The following is a 22,594-nucleotide window of genomic DNA, read 5'->3' on the forward strand; positions in this document are numbered from 1 at the left end:
TAAATCAATGGTCTAACGGGTCGTCTGTCTGATTTCGCTGATCCGAAGCTGGATCAGCTCTTCACTCAGGGGCGTCAGTTTCGGACCGTCAGTCCACAGAAAGGCGGCGTCAATCCGGTGGTCTGGGTAAATTTGCTGTAGCAGAGCAACATACCCCGCCATCTGGCGTTGATAGTCCAGAGCCGCGTTCTCGGCGCTGTCGGGCGCAGGGCGATTGGATTTATAATCGATCACCAGAACGCGGTCAGCCTCAACGACCAAACGGTCGATGCGGCCAGACAAATAAAGCCCCGACGCCAGCTTACCGGCAATTGCTACTTCGGGGCGTGAGGCAGGAGAAAAGGCGGTATGAAAACGGTCATCGGCAAGGACGGTAAAGACGCTGTCGAAGATTTCGCTGCGGTGGTCGGACGTCAGTTTAGGCTGCTTTCCAAGCCATGTGCGGGCTACATCCGCGCGCTTTTCAGGCGAAATATCCGGCAGGATTTCAAACAGCTTATGGATCAGCAGGCCGCGGCCATAGCGACCCAGCCCCTTGTCACCTGTCAAGGGCGAAGGCGCGCGATCGTTCGAGGTACGATCCTCATCCGACAATTGCGACAGGGCGCGCCAGCGTGTCGTCTCTGAGTCTTCGGCAGGAGGCTGGGTGACAAAGGCGGGCAAGCAAGGCCGGTCTGTGACATTACCTGCCTGTGGCGGTAATTGCGGGGCGGGTTCACCATAAATGAGCACCTGTGCCCGTCGAATGTCGCGGTTATCATCCACGACATCTTTGGGCAGACCGAAATCAATCACGCCCGGTATATCGCAAGCGCTGACGGCCTCACCTAAGCGGGCAAAGCCATTGGCGGCCAGATCGTACCAGTCAGGATAGTTGCCATTATAGGCGCGTTTACCCTGAAAGCCACAGATGGTCAGACGATCGCGCGCCCGCGTCACGGCGACATAGAACAGGCGCAAATGCTCCTTGTCGTCCTTAAGGCTAAGCGCCGATTTTATGTCCGTCACCGCCTGCGGATCGTCTTTTGTGCTTAGGGACAGGAACAGATCACTATCGTCGGATAGCACCAGAAGATCGCTTTTCTGTGTGCTCTTGTGGCCGGGGCCAACCGGCAAAATAACCCATGGTGCTTCAAGCCCTTTGGAACCATGTACCGTCATAACCCTCAGGCGGTCGCCGCCTTCTTCCTGCTCGCGCTTAATCTCGGACGCATTGAACTCACACAGGTTGAGGAAATGGATCATGCCGATATCGCCAACACCCTCCGCCTTCAGGGCCAGATTGAGGGTTTCATCAAGCACGTCTTCGCATTCAGGCCCCAGACGGGTGACAAAACGCTGACGCATCGTGCGGTCATCGGAATCCTTACGATTAAGAAGACGCCCCAGCAGATCAAAGGCGGTGCGGTGGCTGGCCTCTGTAATAGCCCAGCTTATCAGTCCGAAAGCGGCCTTAAGGCGCGGATTTTCCGCATGACGCGACACCAGAGCGGACCAAAGTCCACCCGTATCCGGCATAAGGTCATACAGGTCTGTCTCGCTTAGATCACATAGGGGACTGCGCAGTATCGCCGCCAATGACAGGCTGTCGTTTGGATTAAGACAGACACGCAACAGGCCGCGTATATCTTCGAAGGCAATATGGGTCTCAAGCTTGAGACGGTCGGCACCGGATACCGGCACGCCAATGGTTTTAAGTTCGCGGATAATATGTTCAAACAGCGCATCGCGCTTACGCACCAGTATCAGAATGTCACCGGCATGCATCGGTCGGGCCGTACGGGTCGTCTTGTCGATGATGCTGCGGCCCGCATCAAGCTCTGACTTGATATGAAACGCCAGTTGTCGCGCCAGTCGTTTAGCCGGTGCCACCGCTGAGGCATCGACCGGATCGACATCGTCGTCTTCGCTGTCTTCGGTTTCGGCCACCGGCAGCGGATAGACGGGGGGCCACAATTCCACACAGGCCTGACGCTCGGAACGTCTGGCGACATGGGTGATCTTATCCGTCGTGAACCTCAGGGCCTCAGCCAGTTCCGGCGCATCAAAAGCGGCATCGACAAAGCCCAGAATTTCCGGCAGCGAGCGCCAGCTTTCCACAAGATCAGGTGCAACGAACCTGAGGGCTGCCTGTTGGGCGCGGGTTTGATAGTGTTGTCTGGCCCCTAAAAACCGTTCGGGTTGCGCCCCCTGAAAGCCATAGATGGATTGTTTCTCATCACCTACAGCAAACACGGTGCGTATGTCCGCCTGAACAGCACCGGCACCGGCAAAAAACTCTTCGCTCAAGGCACTGACGATCTGCCACTGGTCATCAGAGGTGTCCTGCGCCTCATCGACCAGAACATGCTCAAGGCCGCCATCCATCTTGAACAAGACCCATGCCGACATCAGACGATCCGACAAAAGCGCACGTGCCTTACCGATCAGATCCTGAAAATCAAGCTGGCCGGTGGCGGCCTTAAGGCGTTGATAAATGTCACTGAAATCTTCAAACAGCCTGAGGGTGTCAAAGGTATTATAAGCCGTTTCGGCGGCTCGGGCCTGCGCCTTGACCTCACAAAGCTGCACACTCAAGCCTTCAAGCCAGGCGACATCGGCGGGAAGAGTCTTTTTGGTGAACAGACCCCTCTGTTTCAGGCTGCCTTCCTTGGTGTGCAATAGATAGAAAAGTCCCTCAAAATCAAAATCCTTACCGCTTTGGCAGGCTTCGTAATAGCTGAGTAAGCTTGCTGATACCTTGTCATTTGTCGCGTCTCCGGCCCCGGCCATGGAGCGGGCTACGTCACGCACCTGTTCCCAGTTCAGATTATCGGCAAAGCGTGTAATGACCGTTTCCTTGGTCACGGGAGCGTCAAGGCCCAGGACATTAAACAGATAATGGCCCCAGGATTTGGCGTCCTGATCGGCCGCCTTTATTTTCAACGCATCGAATTGGGCGGCAATCCGATCATGCTGATAGATGAATTGCCCCAGCAGACGTTCAAAATTTGTCGCCTTCAGCTTGCGGATCAGGCGATCACGGTGGCTCATATCGCCGTCACAGGTAAGCAACTGATCAATGGCCTTACGCGAAAGGTCTCTGGACACGAGATCATCCAGCACACTGAAAGCCGGAGACAGGCCGGCCTCAAGCGGAAACCGTCGCAGAAGCTTTTCACAAAAGGCATGTATGGTCTGGATTTTCAGGCCACCGGGCGTCTCAAGCGCGCGGGCGAATAACGCACGCGCCTTAGGCAGATCACGCGCGTCCTCGTCGATTTTTGCCAGTTCTGCCGCCAGATCATCATCTTTCGCCACGGCCCAGTGCCCCAGTCGCTCATACAGGCGACCCTGCATTTCGGCGGCGGCAGCCTTGGTATAGGTGACGCACAAAATATGTTCGGGCTTAGCCCCTTGCAGCAGAAGGCGCGCCACACGGCTGACGAGGGTAGAGGTCTTGCCCGAACCGGCATTGGCGGTGACGAATACGTGGGCGCGGGGATCGGCAGCGATGTTCTGGGCGGTGCTCATGCCTTATCCTCCGCAGCAGTGCTGTCGGCCTCATCGCCCAGCACGTGCCATTCATAGAGCCGCGCCAGATGATCATAGTCTCCGCCGCGTTCATGACGATATTGCGGGGCCCGCCATGACCGGTAACCTTTGGCAGGGTTTTCGTATTGAAGAATGCGGGTTTTTAGGCGTCTGAGGGCATCATCGGCCATATCATCGGTGGTTTGCGGATTGTCTTTTGCGGGCTTGATGGGTTTGGTATTCACTTCATCGGCTGACAAACGGACATAACATAGCTCACCCAATCCTTTGCTTAAGGCATGTGCATCTATGCCTTTGAAGGTGCCATATTTGATGATGGCAGCGGTCAGGGTCAGTTGCGGATTGAACCCGCTTAAGACGGCCTTATGGCTTGGGGGTTGACCGGTCTTAAAGTCGATAACATCAATCCCGTTTTCCTTAAGCTCGATACGATCCGCGCGTGCCTTAAGGGTAAACACGCCCTGCGGGGTTGTGATGGCCATTTCGCCTTCGGCTTCAGTCAGGATACGCGGTTTGTCCGCCTGACGCTCGGTCTCAAAGGCCACATAGGCGCAGGCCAGATCAGGGAACAGGGGCCGTTGCAAAGCCAGTTGCGCCTCGCTCAGGTTCTCAGCCTGCAGCTTATTCTCAAGAATTTCGGTAAACAGGGTTTCACCGGCCTGGCCCAAAGGGGCCCCCTCAAGGGCAAACTGCTCAGCGGCGGCATGTATCGCGGTACCCCGTCGGCGGGCTTCAAAGGGCTCATTCAGGCGATCCAGTGGCCTTAAGCCCAGTATGCGCTTGGCATAGATGGCATAGGGATCACGCTCCAGAAGCTCTATGTCGGTCACCCAAAGCTCACGCGGGCGCTTGTCTGATGGTGGTTTAGGCTCAGGGCGTGTTGCGGGCTTAAGTTCCGGTGGCGCATCAGCAAGGGTCGCATCCATCTGACGGGCATAGTCAAGCCAGCGCGGATCGGTGGGCACAGGCACCTCCGCCCCTTCCGCAAGGGTTTGCAGCCGCCACAGCCAGCGTGAGGCCACCTGCGGTGCGCCTTCACGGCGCTGACGGGTAATCAGCCAGACATCGGGGCCGGAGGCTGCCTGCACGAAATCATGCGCTGACAGGCCCGTACGCCGTTCAGGGGACGGCAAGCCCAGCGCCTTACGCATCGGACGTGACAGGAAGGGATCAACCGGCGCTGGTTGCGGCCATATACCTTCCTCAAGGCCCGCCAGAATCATGCGGTCGGCATTGACCAGACGCGCTTCGATGGCCCCCAGAACATAAAGACGTGGATGGGTGTTGCCACCTGTGCGGACCTTGGTTTGCCGAATGAGGTGGCGCAGAATATCGGCAAAGATCAGATCATCCTCTACCGGAAAACCTTCACCCTCAGTGATCAGATCGGTCAGCAGACCCGAGGCGGACGCACCGTCTGCACCACGCCATAGGGCGTGACCCCCGTCAGCTGCCAGAGATTCGGCCCAACGGACAAAAGCCTTTAAATGAAAAGACAGGTCTGTATGATCTGTGTGTTCAGTCAGGTTCGCCAGATAGGTGCGCCAGAGCGTCAGCGCATCTTCTATGGGCTTTTTAGCGTGAGCCGTCTCAAGCCTCTGGCTGATTTCATCAAGGCTGTTGGGCCGTGCGCCGCGCAAGCCTTTTTGCTCCAGCGCCTTGAGACCGGCATGATCACTAAAGCGACTTAGCGGATTTTTCAGCAGGCTCAAAAGGCGTACCGGATCGGATGGCTCAAGCCTGAGGTCGAGCAGATCGAGCAGGAAGCGGCCCGTAAGGCTGTGCGATAATGTCTGCCCCGCCGATGAATCGGCCATAAGCCCCCAGCGCGATAATTTGGCCGAGACGCGTCGTGACAGGGTAATATCCGGTGTGATTAGGGCAACAGTCTTGCCCTCGGTTTCCAGCGTTTCGCGCATCAGAAGCGCGATGACAGACGCCGCCTCTTCATCATTACGCGCCTGAAGATGGTTCAGCCCCTCAAGACCCTCGGCAATGGGATCAATGGCCGGATCGGCAGATTGTTCGCGCAGCGTGTTGATCTGTTCGCGCCAGTCCTTGGTGGCGGCGGCAGGGCGCAGGGCTTCGTTGATAAGGCGGCGGCGGGCATGACGGGCGCGGTCGGCCTCAAGTGACGCAGGCCACACCCTGACCTGATCGCGCACTATATGGTGACGTTGCAAAAGGGCCTTCATAGCCCCCTGAGGGTGAGAGTCTTCGACCTGTTGCCAGACCTCATCAGCCAGACTGAGGTCAAGGCCGGGCAGAATAACCGCCCCGCGCTTAAGACCGGCCACAACCCCCATCAAATCGGCCATGGCGGGGGCCGTGCCTGTGGATCCCGCAAGCATAAGGGGCGTTGCCGGTGGATGATCGCGCCATTGTTGCTCCAGCCGTCGGATTAGCGTAACGCGCCGACGGGAGGGGTCCATCAGCCCTAATTCATTCAAGCGTTTTGGCCAAAGATCAACGGCTATTGCCAGAAACTGAGCTGATTTTTGCCAATGCTCGGCCAAACCCGACAAAAGCCCATGCGCATCCTCATCGACCAGTTGCTCAAGCTTATCTGAAGCTTCGATATCTTCAAGCGCCAGAGAATCGAAAAAGGCGCTTAAGGAATCCGCCAGTTCCAGAGCCGTGCGACCCGTCAAGGGTGGGCCAGAGCGGTAATGAGCCATGATCAGGCGCGCCAGCTCAAAACGTCGAAGCATGGGGCTGACGGCGGGGGGCAGATCAAGCGCCAGATGCTCAAGGTCGAACGGCGGCTCGCCCTCCTCAAGATCACCGATAGCGCGAATTTGCGGCAGGAGTAATGCGCTCTCGCCCGACAACCCGGAAAAGGCCTGCGCCATGGCCCGTGCGCCGCGCCGTGTGGGGGTTAGTATCTGCGCCTCGGCCAGTCCTGTTTTCAGTTCGGCAAATACACCCTGCGCCAGATCCGTCAAGAACGGACGACCTGAAGGGATGGAAAACCAATGCGGGTCAGGGCTGGAAAACAGGCTCATGAGTTCAGGCGGGCCTCGGCAATATCACGGGCCTGAGGATCACCGACATGCATCCAGTCACCTTCCATAACGGCTCCATACAGACGGTTCTGTTCAGCGCTCCGTCGCCATATAGGCGTCAGTGAAAACACCTCGTCATGCACGGTATCGATGATGGATGGGCGGGTAATATGCACACCCATATAGGCATAAGGCGCGGTGGCGGCCTGACCACGAAACTGTAGTTGTCCGTCCGCGGTCAGATGGAAATCACCGGCCCCGTCAAAGCCACTGGAACGGTTCATATGCGCCAGTAATAACAGGGCATCCATTTTTTCCGGTTGCCAGCGTGCCTTAAGATCAGACAGGGCGGTATCGGCCCGATCCTCAATCCACACACTGTCGATATTGGCGACAAACAGGGCGTCTTCGCCCAGTAACGGTCGCGCCTTTTTAAGGCCCCCACCAGTTTCGAGCAGCTTGTCACGCTCATCAGAGATAATAATCTCAATATCGGTACGGCACCTGAGATGGGCCTCAAGCCGATCGGCAAAATAATGGACATTAACGACAAAACGCCTGACACCGGCGGCTTTCAGGCGATCGATCATATGATCGATCAAGGCTTTGCCACCGACCTCAACCAGAGCCTTTGGTCGATTATCCGTTAGGGGACGCATACGTGTCCCCAGTCCCGCTGCCAGTATCAGGGCCGTATTAATCATTTCAGCCTGTCTCCGAAACCGTTAGCCACAAACCATTGGTGCAGGCCTTCCATACCGGGGGCCTTGAGATTCCGCGACAGGTGTTGCCACATACGCGGCATGAAGGCCTCGTAACGCGGTTTACCATCGCGTTTGATCAGACGGGCGAAAACGCCGAGAATACGTGCCTCATTAAGCGCCGCCAGCGCGGCATAATTTGCCATGAAGGCTTCACGATCCACCTCGGGCCTGAGGCTGAAATAGTAATCCAGACACAGGGCCTCAAGCTCAGGTGAAACGTCACGACGGGCATCCTGCAACAGGGAATGTAAATCCCAACTCGGGTGCGCCTTAAGGGCGTCCTGAAAATCAATCAGTCCTACGCGTGCCACGCCGCTGCGTTCACCGAGCCACAAAAGGTTTTCAGCATGGAAATCGCGATGGATGAAGACACTGGCCTCAGTTTCGGCCCGTTGACGCAAAGGTGCCCATAGTCCCTCCCAGTCCGCTTTGGCCTGATCGCTCAAGGGGGCAGAGGCATCAAATTGCGGCCACCATTCGATAAACAGATCGGCACCGGTTTTAAGCGCCAGATCATCATAGCTCAGGAGTGGCCACCCGCCCATAAGCACAGCGGGCGGCGTCAGTTCATGCAGCCGTGCCTGTACACCAATAGCGGCCAGATAGAGCGGAGTTTCGTTCTCACCCTCGGCAATCAGGCGGGCAAACAGTCCGTCCCCCAGATCTTCGTGAATCAGAAACCCGTTTGCCGTATCGAGATCATAGGTTTTGGGTGCCGATAATCCGTGGTCGGACAGATAATTTGCCGTCGCGACAAAGGCCTCGATCCGACCGGCCGCCAGACGTGCCGAGGCATTGTATCCACTGACCGCGCGTTCGGCGTCACTTGCCTCAGGCAGGCAGGGGGCGCTTTCGAGGGCAGGGGCCTGATCCATCAGCATCAGGCTTGTGCCATCGGCGCGGATAAGGCGCTCATAGCGGCGGGTCGAGGCATCACCGGGCAAGGGGTGGCGTTCAGCGTCGGACAGACCGGCCTGATGAAGAAAATCCTGTTTAAGCGCTTCGCGCGTCTGGGTCATGTGAGTGGCGTATCCTGCGGAGACATAAGATCAATAAGGCGGCCCGCGACGCCTTCGTCATTGGTATGGTTTTTTAGACGAACGACCCATGGCGCGTCAAAGCCAAGATGCCCCAGACGCTGAGGCCATTCAATCAGACACAGATGGTCTTCGGCCATTTCAAACAGGCCGGTCTCATAAATGTCTTCGGGGTCTTCCAGCCGGTAAAGATCAAAATGGGCGATGTCGAAGTCGCGCCCTTCATAGGTCTGCACCAGCGTAAAGGTGGGGGAGGGTACATCCTGATCAGGTGTGGCCAGTGAGCGGATAAGGCCACGCGCAAGGGTCGATTTGCCTGCCCCCAGATCACCGAGCAAATAGACCACGTCACCGGCCTTAAGCTGTGTCCCCAGTTCGGCACCGAATGCGATGGTCTCGGCTTCGTTTTTCAGAAATTTCATAGGACCGCCTTAAAGGGTTTGTCGGCGTTTTTGGGCAACTGACGCTCGACATAGGCCTTTAGCTGATCGCACAGGTCACCCGTATCTGGGCCGCCGGTTTCAGACGTCAGGTCTTCGGCGGGAATTACCGGCCCGACCTTTAACTCATAGCGTTTGCCTGCCTTGTTGAGCAATTCATGAAACAGGGTCACGTCGCGCAATTCTTTGGATATCTTGTTGAAGCTGTGGAACCAGAAGGCATAGGGGCCGGTTATATGAACAGGCACGACCGGTGCCTTATATTTCTGTGCCAGCGACACTGCCGTTGTCGCCCACGGGGGGTCGGTTAACACACCTTCGCGATTGAGCCGCGCCAGGCGTCCGGCCGGAAACAAAACCACACAGCGCTCGGCTTCAAAGGCATCACGTGCCGCCAGTAAGGTGGCGCGGGTTTTTTCACGGGTCCGTTTGGCCTCGACCCACTCGACCGGAATGACACTTTCGCCAAGGCGCGGACACACCCGGAGGGCATCGGCATTGGCGAAGAATATAGCATCCTGTCGGATACGCCTTATGGCGTCATAGACGGCTACCCCGTCGGCTATACCGGTCGGATGATTACAGACCACGACGCATCGTCCGGTTTTGGGCAGGCGCGTCAGCCCATGGGCAATGGTTTCCAGTGATAAAAGACGGGAAATATAGGCAAGGGCCGCTTCACCGGAATGATCGGCAATATGATCGGCCATGGCCACGGCTTTTTGATAGCCCAAAAGCCCATAGAGCGCGGGCCTGATGACCGGCCAGAAGCCGGAAGCCGCAAGCCTTGGCGCACGCTCATGAATCAGTTCGTCAACAATGTGAATCGGGCGGGTGGGCACAGGCGTCATGACCTGATCTTGCCCACATTGCGACGTGGATCAAGCAAATATATATCTGCGGTGGAAACAGGCAGAAATGCTTCTGACATTTGCTTAAGAAATGATATGTCACAGGCATGAACCCGTCCGAGGATAAACGTCAGATCAAGTCGATGCGGCCCTATGCCGGTTTGTGGGCTATTGCGCTGATTGGATTGGCAGGTGCCCTGATAGGGTTAATCCGCGCCGCTTAGGGTCTTAACATTTTGCCCGTTTCACGCCTATAGTGCGGATTGAAACGCATTTCGGGATTTGGCGGGGATCAGGGCATGACGAAAAAGCATCTTTTGTGGGGTATCGGCATAATATTGCTGGTGGCCATGGTGGTCGGTGGCGGATACTGGGCCTATTGGAATTTTGTTACCCGCTATAGCCCCATTGTCATCACCAAACACCAGAAAGAAATCCAGACCCTGCTTGATGCCTCGGGCTATGCGTCTGCGGGTACAGAGGGGCCGGTTCTGTGGGTGGTGACCTATCGCAACTGTGAGGCCTGTAAGACCTGGGAAGACCGTGAGCTTCCCAAATTCACCGCCATCGGTGCTGACATCAGGATTATTCCTTTTGCGCCTGCCGATGTGCAGGGCCAGACCCATTCTACGGCATCCGAACGCGCGACCATAGCTGAAATCTGGCTGGAGCGTTCCTATGAACTTTACCGTCGCTGGCGCGCCACCCCCGAAGATTTGTGGCAACCGGCGGATATGCGTCCGGCGGACGGCGATCTGGCGCGCTCGGCGGTGGTGGCGGCAAGTCGTGATTTTGTTTTCCGCCTCGAGCCTTTGCTGAAAGCCAATCAGGTGCCTTCGGGCTATCCTCTGGTGATCTGGCGCGATGCCGAAGAACGCATCAAGGTCTGTGTCTGTTCGGATGAGCGCATGTATCATCACGTACGGGCGGACTTTGGCGCACCGGACAAGTTGGTCATACCACCGTCTATTACGGGTGACGGTGCGACATCAAGCGCAGCCCAATCCGGAGCGGCCCCTGACCCTTTGCCTGAGATAGTGAGTGAGCCTGTAGCGGCGGAAACCCTGTCTCAGGATATTTCGGCCAGTGTAACCGCCAACTACGGCCCGGATGCGCAGGATGTTACCGCAACGGTCCCATAAATGAAAAAGCCTCCGGAGACCGGAGGCTTTTTGCTTTCTATTTGGGTTCGATACGGATGATCTGGCCATCGACGCTGTCGAAGGCGACATAGATCGCGCCATCAGGCCCCTGAACCACAACCCTTACCCGTTCATTGAATTCCTCAAGTAGCTTTTCTTCGCTTGTGACCTTGCCGTCCGTCACGGTGATCATATTCAGATACTGGAATTTCATCGAGCCGATAAACAGCTTGTCCTGCCAGACCGTGTGTTTGCCCGTGTAGAACAGCATGTCTGAAGGGGCGATGGACGGCACCCAGTAATGCAGGGGCTGCTCAAGGCCTGCCTTTTCCGTGGTGCCGATCTTGCCGCCGCCATATTCTTCACCATAGGTGATGAGGGGCCAGCCATAGTTTTTACCGGCCTCTGCGATATTGATCTCATCACCCCCCTGCGGGCCGTGTTCATTCGTCCAGAGCTGACCGGTTTGCGGATGTACCGCCGCGCCCTGAACATTGCGGTGACCATAGGACCATATTTCAGGTTTGGCACCGGCCTGATTGACAAACGGATTATCGGACGGAACGGAGCCGTCGGGCCGGATACGGATGACCTTGCCGATCGTGGTGCTCAGGTCCTGTGCCAGATCACGGAATCGGGCGCGGTCGCCTGTAGTGACAAACAGATTACCGTCCTTGGCAAAAGCGAGACGCGATCCCCAATGGTTCGGGCTATCGACCTTCGGGGTCTGCTGCCAGATGACCTTAAGGTCAGCCAGATTGTGACCATCTAATCGCGCACGGGCAACCGCTGTGCCAGCCTTGCCACTGCTGTCTGGCTCGGAATAGCTGAAATAGACCAGACCGTTGGTGGCGAAGTCAGGATCAATAGCCACACCGAGCAAACCGCCCTGACCGGCATCCGCTACCTCTGGCACACCGCCGATGTTCTGAATGGCCTTTCCGTCGGCACTGATCAGGCGCAGACGCCCCGCTTTTTCGGTGACGAGTAAACGCCCGTCAGGCAGGAAGGCCATACCCCAGGGTTGCTCCAGATCCTTGGCAAAAACCTGAGTGGCATAGGCTTTGCCTGTTGTATTTTGGCTCGATGTGTCCTGATCCGTGTTCTGGTTCGTGCCTTGGGCGCAGGCGGGAAGGGCCGTGACAGCGGTCAGGGCCGCGCAGGCCAGCAAAAGTTTGCGGCGGTTCATGAAGGTCATCCTGTGTTTCATTTCTGAAAGGTTAGCGCACATTCTGTAACGTTACAAAATCATAAGTCTGTCGAATATTCATAACAGGCATGAAAAAACCCCGCCCGGAATGAACCGGACGGGGTTTTTTAAATGGTTTCCCGCAGAAGGCTTAGCCCTCGTTGGAGCCTTCCGAAGCGGCCAGTTGAGCGCGCAGTTCGTCGCCCTTCGAGCCACGTGTCGAGTTTTGCGAACGCTCGACGATACGGGCCGACTTACCACGACGATCACGCAGATAGTACAGCTTGGCGCGACGTACGACACCGCGACGCTTGACTTCGATAGATTCGATGTTCGGCGACAGGAGCGGGAATACGCGCTCTACGCCTTCACCGAAGGAAATCTTGCGGACGGTGAAATTCTCATTGATGCCGTGACCGGCACGGGCGATGACAACGCCTTCATAGGCCTGAACGCGCTCGCGCTCGCCTTCCTTGATGCGTACGTTGACGCGGATGGTGTCACCGGGTTGAAACGCAGGAAAGTTCTTGCCTTCGCGCAGTTTCGCAACTTCTTCAGCTTCGAGCTGTTGCAGCAGATTAGCCATGGTTTAGTCCTTCATTCTTGAGGCTTACTTCTTAGGTTTAGAAGCGCCGTTTGCCTGTAATTTGGAAAGATGGGTGGCCCAGAGATCCGGACGCCGCTCTTTCGTTGTTGCCTCTCTCATCTGCTGACGCCAGACGGCCATTTTTTTATGGTCGCCGGATAACAGCACTTCGGGGATGTCGAGGCCTTCGAAATTCCGCGGTCGCGTGTACTGCGGATGTTCGAGGAGACCATCCTCAAAACTTTCACTTTCAAGACTTTGGGCCGCACCGAGCACACCCGGTAATAACCGCACCACCGCCTCAATACTGACCATTGCCGCTGACTCTCCGCCCGCAAGGACGGCGTCGCCGACACTGATCTCTTCGAACCCGCGCGCATCCAGCACGCGTTGATCGACCCCTTCAAAGCGACCACACAGGACAATCAGTCCCGAAGCCTTTGCCCATTCTTTGACGCGCGCCTGAGTCAGGGGTTTGCCTCTGGCACTCATATAGACCTTTGGGCGATCATCGGACGCTAAACTGTCCAAGGCTCGGGCGATCACGTCGGCTTTTAACACCTGTCCGGGGCCGCCACCCGCAGGGGTGTCGTCAAGAAAGCCGCGCTTATCGCTCGAAAAAGGGCGAATGTCCACAGTTTCCAATGCCCAAATCTGAGATTCTTTCCATGCCGTGCCAATGATCGACACCCCGAGCGGCCCGGGGAAGGCTTCGGGACACATGGTCAGTACGGAAACAGTGTAAGGTTGTTGGCTTTCAGACATGGGGGCGGGCCTTAGCACAATCTCGCTTTAGGGCAAAGGCCGCTTATTTGGGCCCGTCTCTTTATTGAGGCCATGTTTCAGGGCTGAGGCTCAAAACCTCGCCCGCCAGATAGAGAGAGCCACAAATCAGGACGCGCTGGGGTATATCATCAAGACCCTTGATCGCCGCAAGCGGACTGAGGGCTACGGACGCGCTGAAACCCTTATGTTGGGCGACGCCAGCAAGGGTTTCAGGTGGGATAACGGCATCTGATGCAAAGCCCACACAGCTGATGGCGGGAGACAGACCCGCAAAGGCCGAGAAAAACTCGGCGGCATCCTTGGTATTGAGGAGGCCGCATATCAGGTGCAACGGTTTCGGATCACGCGCCTGAAGCCCATCAAGGTGCGCCCGCAAGGCTCGCGCCGCATGGGGGTTATGACCGCCATCGAGCCACAGTTCACTGTGGGCGGGCAGGGCGTCATACAACGGCCCGGCCTTGAGACGCTGCATACGCGCAGGCCAGAAGGCAGTTCGCAATCCGGTGTCTATTGCCTCAGTCGGCAGGTTCAACCGCCGCGCTGCCTTGATGGCCAGAGCGGCATTATCAATCTGATGGGCGCCCTGAAGACTCGGCAGCGGCAGATCGAAAAGCGCGTCCTCGTCCTGAAACACCAGTCGTCCGTTCTCAGCATAGGCGTAAAAGTCCTGACCGGCGCTGTGTAGCGGAGCCTGACGTTTCAGTGCCTGACGCACAATCACCGCTTCGGCTTCTTCGGGCTGACGCGCACTGATGACCGGCACGCCTTGTTTGATAATACCGGCCTTCTGTTTGGCGATAGTCGTCAGATCGCCCCCCAATAGCGCCTTATGGTCATAGTCAATCGGGGTAATTATGGTCAGTTCGGGCTGTTCAATGACATTGGTCGAATCGAGAATCCCGCCAAGACCCGTCTCCAGCAGCAGCAAATCCGCTGGCGTTTCTGAAAAGGCCAGAAAGGCGGCGGCAGTGGTAGCCTCAAAAAAGGTCAGGGGTTGACCGGCATTGGCGCTTTCGACGCGGTCAATCACATCCCCCAAACGGGCATCGTCAATCAGCGTTCCGGCCAGACGGATACGCTCAGAAAAATGCACCAGATGCGGTGAACTGTAGACATGGACGCGTAATCCGGCGGCCTCAGCCATGGCGCGTAACAAAGCGATGGTTGAGCCCTTGCCATTGGTGCCCGCCACATGCACCACCGGCGGCAGACGCTTTTGCGGATCACCAAGCGCGGCACAGACACGCTCTGTCCGGCCCAGCGTCAGGTCAATCCCTTTCGGGTGCAGGGTCTGCAAGCGTTCAAGAGCGGCCTGAGTCGAAGGGCCTGTCAGTCTGGGCATGTCACGGTTCCGCTGAAGTCGGTTGAGCGTTAGCCAAGCCGTGAAACAAGGGCAAGCGGTAAAGCGAATATGGTTTGACAGAACGGGGGTATGGGTTTACTTAACCAATAAGTTAAATGGTGAGCCGCGTTGATGTCCTCTGATACCCTGTCCCTGACTTTTCATGCGCTGGCTGATCCGACACGGCGGGCCATACTGGCGCGTTTGTCTCTGGGTGAAACCAGTGTCAATGAGCTGGCGGAACCTTTCGACATCAGCTTGCCGGCGGTGTCCAAGCATCTGAAAGTACTGGAAAAGGCGGGCCTGATCAGTCGTGGACGTGAGGCGCAATGGCGGCCCTGTCGGCTTGAGACAGAGCCCATGCAGGAGGTGGATATGTGGCTTAGGGATTATCGCAGGATTTGGGAGGCGCGGCTTGACCGGCTTGAGGCCTATGTTGAGCGGTTGCAGGCACGAAATAAGGCAGAGTCAGAAAAGGACAAACTATGACGGCTGCCCTGTTTTCAGATTTTGAGGTCAGTTTCCCGACCGAAATCGACATTGTCATGACCCGCACCTTTAAGGCCCCGCGCGACCTTTTGTTTCGGCTGTGGTCTGAACCTGAGCATGTGACCCAATGGTGGGGACCGGAAGGGTTCATCAACCATCAGGTTGAGATCGATTTTCAGGTCGGCGGGCGCTTTTTCGTCAGTATGGCCGCGCCTGACGGGACGCTCTATCCCTGTGAAGGCATATATACGGACATCGTCGCGGGTGAACGTATTGTCTACGAAGGCAACGCCCATATCGATAACCCCTGTGGTGCAGGTCTGCCGCCTCAGGCCATTGTCACCGTAAGCTTTAAAGACGAACCGCAAAAAGACGGCAGCCTGCATACACGTCTGACGCTGCACACAAAACTAATGACACCCGCCCGTACACAGGAGGCCGTTAATGGCGGCTATGTCATCGGCTGGCAGGGTGCGCTTGGGCGGCTTGAAACGGCGATCAGCAATTAACAATGGAGGATAGAATGCATATTGAAACCCATTTGAATTTTGACGGAACCTGTGAGGAAGCCTTTACCTTCTACGCAGAGGCGCTGGGCGGTGAAATTGTTTTCATGCTCAAACACAAGGATGCACCTGCGGATGCAGGCCTTTCGCCTGAGTGGGAAAATCTGGTGATGCACGCCTGTATTAAGGTGGGCAATGCCACCTTATTGGGGGCCGATGCGCCGGGGGCCTATTATCAGACCCCTCAAGGGTTTGCGGCTTCCATTCAGGTGGAAACACCTGAAGAGGCTCAGACTATTTGGGATCGTCTTTCTGAGGGTGCGCGTTTCATCACCATGCCCATTGCGGAAACCTTCTGGTCGCCGAAGTTTGGTATGCTGACTGACCGCTTCGGCACGCCTTGGATGATCAATACCGTAACGCCGAATTGCGGCTGAGAAAGGTCAATCATGTCCGATGTCTCTGAACGTGAACTGGTGCTGACACGTACACTTAAAGCACCGCGCCATCTGTTGTGGCGTTGCTGGACGGAGCCCGCACTCTTGGAAAAGTGGTTCTGCCCTGCGCCCTGGCGGGTGACGGATGTCGAACTTGATGTTCACACCGGTGGCGCTCAGAGCTTTGTCATGCGTGGGCCTGATGGAGAGGTGATGCCGCAACAGGGCGTTTATCTTGAGGTCATTGAAAACGAAAAACTGGTGACGACAGATGCCTATGTGCGGGCATGGGAGCCTTCAGAAGATCCGTTTATGACCGCGATTGTCACTTTTGAAGACCTTGGAAATGGCGAGACGCTTTATACGGCACGTGCGCGTCATTGGTCGGTTGAAAAGAAACAGCAGCACGAAGCAATGGGCTTTCACGAGGGGTGGGGTATCTGCGCCGATCAGCTTGAGGCTTTGGCTCAAACCTTGAAATAGGCAACAGGCACCGAAATACACAACAGGAGGAACGAGATGAAGCATACCCCTTTATTTCCGGCGCCTTTGCTTCTGGGGTTTTTCGGGCTTATGGCCTGTGCCCCCAGACCGGATGCACCGCCACCCGAAGAGGTTAAATCGGCGTCACCGGCTCCGCTTCCAGCGGCGGTGGCGACCGAAGCGCCTGCGGGTGAATATCGGATTGATGCCAGTCACACCAGTGTGACCTTTCGGGTTAATCATACCGGCTTTTCCGAATACACCGGTGGCTTTGACAAGGTGGCCGCAAACCTTACGCTTGATACTGTAAATCCTGAAAAATCATCCCTGACCGCCACTGTTGATGTGCGCTCTCTCGATATACCGACACCGCCGCAGGGCTTCCTGAATGATATGCTGGGAGAACTATGGTTTGATGCGGCAAGGCACCCTGAGATGACCTTTGTCTCTACCTCAATTGAACGTACCGGTGCCGATACTGCCAGAGTGCAGGGGAATCTGACCTTACGCGGTGTGACAAAGCCTGCTGTGTTTGATGTGAAGTTCAATGGCGGCTATGCGGGGATGGCCGTCTATGATCCTAATGCCCGCATCGGTTTTTCGGCAATGGGCAATATCAAGCGCTCCGATTTTGGCATGACCTACGGCATACCGGAACCGGGTTCAAAGGTGGGCGTTGGCGATGAGGTACTGATCCTGATTGAAACGGAATTTACCGGCCCACCGCTTAAACCTTAAAACCAGCCTTCCGCCCGAAGACTCTTATGGAAGCTGCGACTGACAGGGGCGCGCGTACCATCCGTAAGAATAAGACAGATCCTTCCGTCTTTCTTTTCTACCTCTCTTATGGCACCAAGGGCGACCCACCAGGAACGATGCGTCTGGGTGCCTTCTATACCTTCAAGTTCACGAATGGCATCATAGAGACGCATGAGAATTTGAGTCTGCCCCGCGGCGCTATAGACGCGTAAATAATGGTCTTCGGCTGACACGGCATAGATTTCTGATTGTTGAAATTTAAACGGCAGACGCTCACGCAACGCAACGGGAAGTGAAGCATCAGGGGCAAAGCGGTGGCTTTGTCGGGGGATGGGATTCATCAGGGCTCTAAGGCCCGCCATGGCCAGACAAATGGGTACCGTATAGCCCAGCAAGGTAAAAACAGCTTCCGGCCCAAGAAAAACACGGTACATCAGACTGTTCACCGCCCAGACAAACAGGGTGATCGGCACGATAATCAAAAAGGCATGGATAATGATGCGGTGACTTTGTTTGCGAAACAGATGACCGGCCTTACCCATCAACCCGTCCACCCCCTGCGCTATGGCTGTGCCGCCTGCCATAAGGCCAATCCAGTAAACCAGACGGACACCGAAGCTCTGGTTGCCTGTGCCAGCGGCAGAGGTGATGGCCAATATGATCGCTAATATAATCGCCAGGGCATAGATCCTGACCCATCCATATTTTTCCGGGTCCATCCACGAAGCGTGAGTGGTCGCGGGTTGTGTTTCACGTATCAGGGCAGGCTTCTCACGCATTCATCCGGATCCTCAGGCTTAACTCTGTGCTTATGGCCGTGTTTTTAACTGAGGTCAAAGCGGGTGTGGAAATGAAATCGTCTGATGTAGCACTGCCGGACAGGATACCGGTATCCCTACGCGTATCTGTATTAATGCTGGCCATGAGTGGTTTGATGGCGTGGTTTTATCTGAACCCACCGGATATGGGCCTGATCAGTCGTCAGGAAGTGGCCATACAGATACATCTCGGGGCGGCTGTACTGGCTTTTGTTCTGGGCCTGATATTGCTTGTAGGGCCTAAGGGTATCTTGCCACACCGATTGTTTGGCTGGGTCTGGGTGGGACTCATGCTGACAACGGCCCTCAGTAGTTTCTTTATCCGTGAGATTAATGATGGACATTTCAGTCTGATTCATGCCCTGTCCGGCTGGACAACGATTGCGGCGCCTATGCTGATCTGGCTTGCGCGGCGTAAGCAGATCAAAAGGCATCGGCTGAGTGCCTATGGTCTGTACTTTGGGGGGGGTGGTGATTGCGGGCCTGTTCACTTTTATCCCCGGTCGTTTGATGTGGCAGGTGTTTTTAAGTTAAAAAACGCTATGCAATTGTAAACGATATGCTAGGTTTCGTTTCCTAAAACGGGGCGTGAATATGGCACATATCAGGATCGAAAAGACGGCTCACATAAGCCTGATCCTGTTACTGATCGTTTATATTTTCAACTTTGTCGATCGCCAGATACTCAGTATTCTGGCGCAACCCATTAAGGCCGAACTGGGCCTGTCGGATGCCCAGCTTGGCTGGCTGGGTGGTTTTGCCTTCGCCTTCTTTTATACATTGGTGGGTATCCCTGTTGCCCTTTATGCCCATAGGATTGGTCGAAAAAGACTGATCGGTCTGTCTCTTATTGCCTGGAGCGCCATGACGGCCTTTTGCGGACTGGCTGGTAACTATGCCATGCTGGCGCTTGGGCGTTTCGGCGTAGGTGTCGGTGAGGCTGGTGGTGTGGCCCCGGCCCATAGCCTGATCAGCGATCTTTATCCGCCGCAACATCGTGCGCGGGCTCTGGGGGTGTTTTCGCTGGGGGTGCCTGTGGGGTCGGCTATTGGTATTGTCTTTGGCGGGCTTGTGGCGGCGCATTTTAACTGGCGCGTGGCGTTTATCGCCATCGGCCTGATGGGCATTATCTTTGCGCCTTTATTTTTCTGGCTGGTCAGGGAGGCGGGTGGTCCCAAAAAAGAGACGGCCTCGTCTGATGCCACGACCGAAGCCCTGTATGCCGTACTTAGCAATCGCAGCCTGTGGCTGATCTCGCTGGGGGCGTCCCTGTCGTCGGTCATCGGCTACGGGCTGATGTTTTGGTTGCCGTCAGTCTTTATGCGTTCTTTTGAGGCCGGACTGGTGTCCGCATCGGTCGGTTTTGGGTTGGTGGTGCTGATTGGCGGTGTTATTGGTATTATTGCGGGTGGTTATTTTGCTGACCGTCTAAGCGCATCCAATCCGCATTACTATGTCTGGTTACCGGCGGGGGCTTATTTGCTGTGCATCCCCCTTTATGCGCTGGTGCTTCTGATTGATGGTTTTGCCTTCAACAGTTTTGGCGGCTTCTGGCTTCTGGTGCTGGCGCAGGCTCTGGGGCTGGTGTGGATGGGGCCAACGCTTGCCTGTCTGCACCATATTGTCTTGCCTGCGCACCGCGTTCTGGCCTCAGCCATATTTCTCTTTATCACCAATATTATCGGTCTGGGGTTTGGTTCATGGGTATTGGGGGCATTTTCTGATTATTTATCATATAATTATGCCGAAGAGGCGCTTAAAATAGCCGTAAGCTGGGGGTTGGGTTTTTATGTTTTGGGCGCCGGATGTTTTCTCCTGACAACGCTTACCCTCAGGCGTGACCTGAAAGAGCAGCGATAGCGCTACCTGTAATTGGTCTTTTCGATAAAATTAATGTGATCTTGCGGTTGCACAACAGAAATGGGAACCTTATAAAGCTGTCCAAAACCGGACGAGCAACGAGGTTCGCCCATTAGTCGTTTTGATCGATAGTCGTACATCTGATACGAAGATAGCGTCCATCGTTCAGCTTTGTCGTCTCGCCGTGGCTAGTCTGCGGTTTCGGGATTCAATTTTTTACCAAGACCGGTTCCATGAACATTCACGAGCATCAAGCTAAGGCCGTCCTTAAAGAGTTCGGCGTTGCCGTTCCGCGCGGTTTTCCTGCCTATTCCCCCAACGAAGCCAAAGAGGCTGCCAAGCAATTGCAGGGATCACCTGTTTTTGTCGTCAAGTCGCAAATTCATGCCGGTGGGCGTGGCAAGGGTCGTTTCGAAGGCCTCGGCCCTGACGCCAAGGGCGGTGTGCGCGTTGTAAAGACCGCAGACGACGTCAAGGCGAACGCCGATGAAATGCTTGGCCGCGTGCTGGTGACGCACCAGACGGGCGCTGCCGGCAAGCAGGTTAACCGACTGTATATCGAAGAAGGTGCGGACATCGCCAAGGAGCTTTATCTGTCCTTGCTGGTGGATCGTGTTTCTTCGCGCGTCAGCGTAGTGGCCTCGACCGAAGGCGGCATGGATATCGAAGAGGTGGCCCACAACACGCCGGAAAAGATCATCACCTTCACGATTGATCCGGCCACCGGCATATTCCCGCATCATGGCCGCGCGCTGGCGCGTGCCCTGAACCTGAAAGGTGACCTCGCCAAGCAGGGTGCGAAGCTCCTGACTCAGCTTTATACGGCTTTCCTTGCCAAAGACATGGACATGCTGGAAATCAACCCGCTGGTTGTTACCGGTGATGAAAAGCTGATCGTGCTGGATGCCAAGGTGTCTTTCGATTCCAACTCCCTGTTCCGTCATCCCGATATCGTTGCCCTGCGCGACGAAACCGAAGAAGACCAGAAAGAAATCGAAGCTTCGAAGTTTGACCTCAGCTATATCGCCCTTGATGGTGAAATCGGCTGTATGGTCAATGGGGCCGGTCTTGCCATGGCGACACTGGATATCATCAAGCTCTATGGTTCCGAGCCGGCCAACTTCCTTGATGTCGGCGGCGGTGCTACGACAGAAAAGGTGACGGCGGCCTTCAAGATCATTACCTCTGATCCTAAGGTGAAGGGTATTCTGGTCAATATCTTCGGCGGTATCATGAAGTGTGACATCATCGCGGAAGGCGTTATCGCTGCCGTGAAGGAAGTGGGCCTGAAAGTGCCGCTGGTCGTGCGTCTGGAAGGCACCAATGTCGAACTCGGCAAGAAAATCATCAATGACAGCGGCCTGAACGTTATTGCCGCCGACGACCTGGCCGATGCGGCCGCTAAAATCGTCAAAGCCGTGAAGGGCTAAGGTTTAGATATGTCAGTACTTATCAATAAAAACACCAAGGTCATCACGCAGGGCTTCACCGGCGCGCAAGGCACCTTCCACTCTGAGCAGGCGATTGCCTATGGCACGCAGGTTGTTGGCGGTGTAACGCCCGGCAAGGGCGGCTCGACCCATATCGGTCTGCCGGTATTTGACTCGGTTGCCGAAGCCAAAGACCGCACAGGCGCAAGCGCTTCGGCCATCTATGTGCCGCCGCCCTTCGCCGCTGACGCCATCCTTGAGGCTATTGAGGCCGAGATCGAACTGATCGTCTGCATCACCGAAGGCATTCCGGTTCTCGACATGGTCAAGGTCAAGCGCGCCCTTTCGGGTTCCAAGTCGCGCCTGATTGGCCCGAATTGCCCCGGCGTTCTGACGCCGAACGAATGCAAGATCGGCATCATGCCGGGCAACATCTTCTCAAAGGGTTCGGTCGGCGTGGTTTCACGTTCCGGCACCCTGACCTATGAAGCCGTATTCCAGACAACCAATGCAGGCCTCGGCCAAACGACCGCTGTCGGCATCGGTGGCGATCCGGTCAAGGGTACGGAATTTATCGACGTCCTGGAAATGTTCCTGGCTGACGATGAAACCCAGTCGATCATCATGATCGGTGAAATTGGCGGGTCCGCCGAAGAAGAAGCCGCTCAGTTCCTGCGCGACGAAGCCAAGCGTGGCCGTAAAAAGCCAATGGCCGGTTTCATCGCCGGTCGCACGGCGCCTCCGGGTCGTCGCATGGGCCATGCCGGTGCTATCATCTCCGGTGGTAAGGGTGGCGCGGAAGACAAGATTGCCGCGATGGAAGCCGCAGGCATCCGTGTGGCACCGTCTCCGGCCGCTCTCGGTTCGACACTTCTGGAAGTGCTGAAGGGCTAAACGTCGCTAAGACATCAATCCATATCAAGGCGCACGGCTTCGGTTGTGCGCCTTTTATTTTGTGCGAAATGGTCTGTGGGTAAGTGTAAAACCATAATATTGCCGCGAATATTTCCCATACGAGAATTTTCCCCTTAAGAGGTTCTCAATACCTTTTAAACAGGGTATAGGCCTTATCATGGCGGTGTCGTAATTGGCCGCTTAACACACATACGAAAGGGAAGCGGTGTCGTAATTGGCCG

The 22,594-nt window shown here is 55.9% G+C and carries 21 protein-coding genes; 10 read left to right on the top strand and 11 right to left on the bottom strand.

What is annotated here, in order from left to right:
• Positions 1–12 precede the first annotated feature (12 nt).
• The 6 genes from addA to E5201_RS02080 are packed head-to-tail and all read right to left on the bottom strand — an operon-like array spanning position 13 to position 9,631.
• A complete protein-coding gene (addA, locus tag E5201_RS02055) occupies positions 13–3,513 on the bottom strand; it encodes a double-strand break repair helicase AddA (protein WP_140984330.1) in 3,501 nt (1,166 codons plus the stop codon).
• Complete coding sequence (gene addB, locus E5201_RS02060; RefSeq protein WP_140984331.1) at positions 3,510–6,539, bottom strand: double-strand break repair protein AddB; 3,030 nt, start codon at positions 6,537–6,539, stop codon at positions 3,510–3,512. Before addB ends, addA begins: the two co-directional genes overlap by 4 nt.
• Positions 6,536–7,243 carry an N-acetylmuramate alpha-1-phosphate uridylyltransferase MurU gene (gene murU / locus E5201_RS02065; protein WP_140984332.1) on the bottom strand — a complete coding sequence of 236 codons (708 nt, stop codon included), beginning with the start codon at positions 7,241–7,243 and terminating at the stop codon, positions 6,536–6,538. Before murU ends, addB begins: the two co-directional genes overlap by 4 nt.
• Entirely contained in the window at positions 7,240–8,322 is a 1,083-nt protein-coding gene (amgK, locus tag E5201_RS02070; RefSeq protein WP_140984333.1) for an N-acetylmuramate/N-acetylglucosamine kinase AmgK, read from the bottom strand. Before amgK ends, murU begins: the two co-directional genes overlap by 4 nt.
• Complete coding sequence (gene tsaE / locus E5201_RS02075) at positions 8,319–8,762, bottom strand: tRNA (adenosine(37)-N6)-threonylcarbamoyltransferase complex ATPase subunit type 1 TsaE (RefSeq protein ID WP_140984334.1); 444 nt, start codon at positions 8,760–8,762, stop codon at positions 8,319–8,321. Before tsaE ends, amgK begins: the two co-directional genes overlap by 4 nt.
• Positions 8,759–9,631: a 1-acyl-sn-glycerol-3-phosphate acyltransferase gene (locus E5201_RS02080; protein ID WP_140984335.1), complete on the bottom strand. Its 873-nt coding sequence runs from the start codon at positions 9,629–9,631 to the stop codon at positions 8,759–8,761. Before E5201_RS02080 ends, tsaE begins: the two co-directional genes overlap by 4 nt.
• A 299-nt stretch (positions 9,632–9,930) precedes the next feature.
• On the opposite strand from E5201_RS02080, the gene E5201_RS02085 reads away from it, so the two are divergent.
• Positions 9,931–10,773: a hypothetical protein gene (locus tag E5201_RS02085; protein ID WP_140984336.1), complete on the top strand. Its 843-nt coding sequence runs from the start codon at positions 9,931–9,933 to the stop codon at positions 10,771–10,773.
• A gap of 37 nt (positions 10,774–10,810) precedes the next feature.
• On the opposite strand, the gene E5201_RS02090 is transcribed toward E5201_RS02085, so the two are convergent.
• The 4 genes from E5201_RS02090 to E5201_RS02105 all read right to left on the bottom strand — a co-directional run bounded on the left by E5201_RS02090 (position 10,811) and on the right by E5201_RS02105 (position 14,676).
• The gene (locus tag E5201_RS02090) at positions 10,811–11,962 is read right to left on the bottom strand and encodes a PQQ-dependent sugar dehydrogenase (RefSeq protein WP_140984337.1); all 1,152 of its coding nucleotides are present in this window, start codon (positions 11,960–11,962) and stop codon (positions 10,811–10,813) included.
• A 151-nt stretch (positions 11,963–12,113) separates the two neighbouring features.
• A complete protein-coding gene (gene rplS / locus E5201_RS02095) occupies positions 12,114–12,548 on the bottom strand; it encodes a 50S ribosomal protein L19 (RefSeq protein ID WP_140984338.1) in 435 nt (144 codons plus the stop codon).
• 24 nt (positions 12,549–12,572) lie between these two features.
• A complete protein-coding gene (gene trmD, locus E5201_RS02100) occupies positions 12,573–13,313 on the bottom strand; it encodes a tRNA (guanosine(37)-N1)-methyltransferase TrmD (protein ID WP_140984339.1) in 741 nt (246 codons plus the stop codon).
• Between the two features lie 61 nt (positions 13,314–13,374).
• Entirely contained in the window at positions 13,375–14,676 is a 1,302-nt protein-coding gene (locus tag E5201_RS02105) for a bifunctional folylpolyglutamate synthase/dihydrofolate synthase (protein WP_140984340.1), read from the bottom strand.
• 132 nt (positions 14,677–14,808) lie between these two features.
• On the opposite strand from E5201_RS02105, the gene E5201_RS02110 reads away from it, so the two are divergent.
• From E5201_RS02110 to E5201_RS02130, 5 genes are read left to right on the top strand one after another with little or no spacing between them, the layout of a single operon-like run.
• Positions 14,809–15,165: an ArsR/SmtB family transcription factor gene (locus E5201_RS02110; RefSeq protein ID WP_140984341.1), complete on the top strand. Its 357-nt coding sequence runs from the start codon at positions 14,809–14,811 to the stop codon at positions 15,163–15,165.
• Positions 15,162–15,674: an SRPBCC domain-containing protein gene (locus E5201_RS02115; RefSeq protein ID WP_140984342.1), complete on the top strand. Its 513-nt coding sequence runs from the start codon at positions 15,162–15,164 to the stop codon at positions 15,672–15,674. The genes E5201_RS02110 and E5201_RS02115 overlap by 4 nt, the downstream gene beginning before the upstream one ends.
• Before the next feature lie 14 nt (positions 15,675–15,688).
• Positions 15,689–16,108: a VOC family protein gene (locus E5201_RS02120; RefSeq protein ID WP_140984343.1), complete on the top strand. Its 420-nt coding sequence runs from the start codon at positions 15,689–15,691 to the stop codon at positions 16,106–16,108.
• Positions 16,109–16,120: 12 nt separating this feature from the next.
• Positions 16,121–16,591, top strand: a complete 471-nt coding sequence (locus E5201_RS02125) for an SRPBCC family protein (RefSeq protein WP_140984344.1) — start codon at positions 16,121–16,123, stop codon at positions 16,589–16,591.
• A gap of 36 nt (positions 16,592–16,627) precedes the next feature.
• Positions 16,628–17,329 (top strand): YceI family protein, encoded by a 702-nt coding sequence (locus E5201_RS02130; protein WP_140984345.1) that lies wholly within the window; start codon positions 16,628–16,630, stop codon positions 17,327–17,329.
• Here the strand turns inward: E5201_RS02130 and E5201_RS02135 are convergent.
• Positions 17,326–18,129 (bottom strand): LytTR family DNA-binding domain-containing protein, encoded by an 804-nt coding sequence (locus E5201_RS02135; RefSeq protein WP_140984346.1) that lies wholly within the window; start codon positions 18,127–18,129, stop codon positions 17,326–17,328. The genes E5201_RS02130 and E5201_RS02135 overlap by 4 nt on opposite strands.
• A 26-nt stretch (positions 18,130–18,155) precedes the next feature.
• Here E5201_RS02135 and E5201_RS02140 point away from each other — a divergent pair, with 26 nt between their 5' ends.
• From E5201_RS02140 to sucD, 4 genes are all read left to right on the top strand, one after another.
• Positions 18,156–18,722 (top strand): DUF2306 domain-containing protein, encoded by a 567-nt coding sequence (locus E5201_RS02140; RefSeq protein ID WP_246050356.1) that lies wholly within the window; start codon positions 18,156–18,158, stop codon positions 18,720–18,722.
• A 40-nt stretch (positions 18,723–18,762) separates the two neighbouring features.
• Positions 18,763–20,028: a spinster family MFS transporter gene (locus E5201_RS02145; protein ID WP_140984347.1), complete on the top strand. Its 1,266-nt coding sequence runs from the start codon at positions 18,763–18,765 to the stop codon at positions 20,026–20,028.
• A 233-nt stretch (positions 20,029–20,261) separates the two neighbouring features.
• Positions 20,262–21,458: an ADP-forming succinate--CoA ligase subunit beta gene (sucC, locus tag E5201_RS02150; protein ID WP_140984348.1), complete on the top strand. Its 1,197-nt coding sequence runs from the start codon at positions 20,262–20,264 to the stop codon at positions 21,456–21,458.
• Between the two features lie 9 nt (positions 21,459–21,467).
• The gene (sucD, locus tag E5201_RS02155; protein WP_140984349.1) at positions 21,468–22,352 is read left to right on the top strand and encodes a succinate--CoA ligase subunit alpha; all 885 of its coding nucleotides are present in this window, start codon (positions 21,468–21,470) and stop codon (positions 22,350–22,352) included.
• The last annotated feature ends 242 nt before the right edge of the window (positions 22,353–22,594 follow it).

The organism is Asticcacaulis tiandongensis (assembly GCF_006475605.1).
Classification (GTDB): domain Bacteria; phylum Pseudomonadota; class Alphaproteobacteria; order Caulobacterales; family Caulobacteraceae; genus Asticcacaulis; species Asticcacaulis tiandongensis.

What these genes read in the sequence shown, in the direction of transcription:
- E5201_RS02120 (WP_140984343.1), top strand. Translation starts at nt 15,689, where the DNA reads ATGCATATTGAAACCCATTTGAATTTTGACGGAACCTGTGAGGAAGCC.
- rplS (WP_140984338.1), bottom strand. Translation starts at nt 12,548, where the DNA reads ATGGCTAATCTGCTGCAACAGCTCGAAGCTGAAGAAGTTGCGAAACTG.
- E5201_RS02110 (WP_140984341.1), top strand. Translation starts at nt 14,809, where the DNA reads ATGTCCTCTGATACCCTGTCCCTGACTTTTCATGCGCTGGCTGATCCG.
- E5201_RS02115 (WP_140984342.1), top strand. Translation starts at nt 15,162, where the DNA reads ATGACGGCTGCCCTGTTTTCAGATTTTGAGGTCAGTTTCCCGACCGAA.
- trmD (WP_140984339.1), bottom strand. Translation starts at nt 13,313, where the DNA reads ATGTCTGAAAGCCAACAACCTTACACTGTTTCCGTACTGACCATGTGT.
- E5201_RS02145 (WP_140984347.1), top strand. Translation starts at nt 18,763, where the DNA reads ATGGCACATATCAGGATCGAAAAGACGGCTCACATAAGCCTGATCCTG.
- E5201_RS02125 (WP_140984344.1), top strand. Translation starts at nt 16,121, where the DNA reads ATGTCCGATGTCTCTGAACGTGAACTGGTGCTGACACGTACACTTAAA.
- E5201_RS02090 (WP_140984337.1), bottom strand. Translation starts at nt 11,962, where the DNA reads ATGAACCGCCGCAAACTTTTGCTGGCCTGCGCGGCCCTGACCGCTGTC.
- E5201_RS02105 (WP_140984340.1), bottom strand. Translation starts at nt 14,676, where the DNA reads ATGCCCAGACTGACAGGCCCTTCGACTCAGGCCGCTCTTGAACGCTTG.
- addB (WP_140984331.1), bottom strand. Translation starts at nt 6,539, where the DNA reads ATGAGCCTGTTTTCCAGCCCTGACCCGCATTGGTTTTCCATCCCTTCA.
- amgK (WP_140984333.1), bottom strand. Translation starts at nt 8,322, where the DNA reads ATGACCCAGACGCGCGAAGCGCTTAAACAGGATTTTCTTCATCAGGCC.
- addA (WP_140984330.1), bottom strand. Translation starts at nt 3,513, where the DNA reads ATGAGCACCGCCCAGAACATCGCTGCCGATCCCCGCGCCCACGTATTC.
- sucD (WP_140984349.1), top strand. Translation starts at nt 21,468, where the DNA reads ATGTCAGTACTTATCAATAAAAACACCAAGGTCATCACGCAGGGCTTC.
- sucC (WP_140984348.1), top strand. Translation starts at nt 20,262, where the DNA reads ATGAACATTCACGAGCATCAAGCTAAGGCCGTCCTTAAAGAGTTCGGC.
- E5201_RS02080 (WP_140984335.1), bottom strand. Translation starts at nt 9,631, where the DNA reads ATGACGCCTGTGCCCACCCGCCCGATTCACATTGTTGACGAACTGATT.
- E5201_RS02135 (WP_140984346.1), bottom strand. Translation starts at nt 18,129, where the DNA reads ATGCGTGAGAAGCCTGCCCTGATACGTGAAACACAACCCGCGACCACT.
- E5201_RS02085 (WP_140984336.1), top strand. Translation starts at nt 9,931, where the DNA reads ATGACGAAAAAGCATCTTTTGTGGGGTATCGGCATAATATTGCTGGTG.
- tsaE (WP_140984334.1), bottom strand. Translation starts at nt 8,762, where the DNA reads ATGAAATTTCTGAAAAACGAAGCCGAGACCATCGCATTCGGTGCCGAA.
- murU (WP_140984332.1), bottom strand. Translation starts at nt 7,243, where the DNA reads ATGATTAATACGGCCCTGATACTGGCAGCGGGACTGGGGACACGTATG.
- E5201_RS02130 (WP_140984345.1), top strand. Translation starts at nt 16,628, where the DNA reads ATGAAGCATACCCCTTTATTTCCGGCGCCTTTGCTTCTGGGGTTTTTC.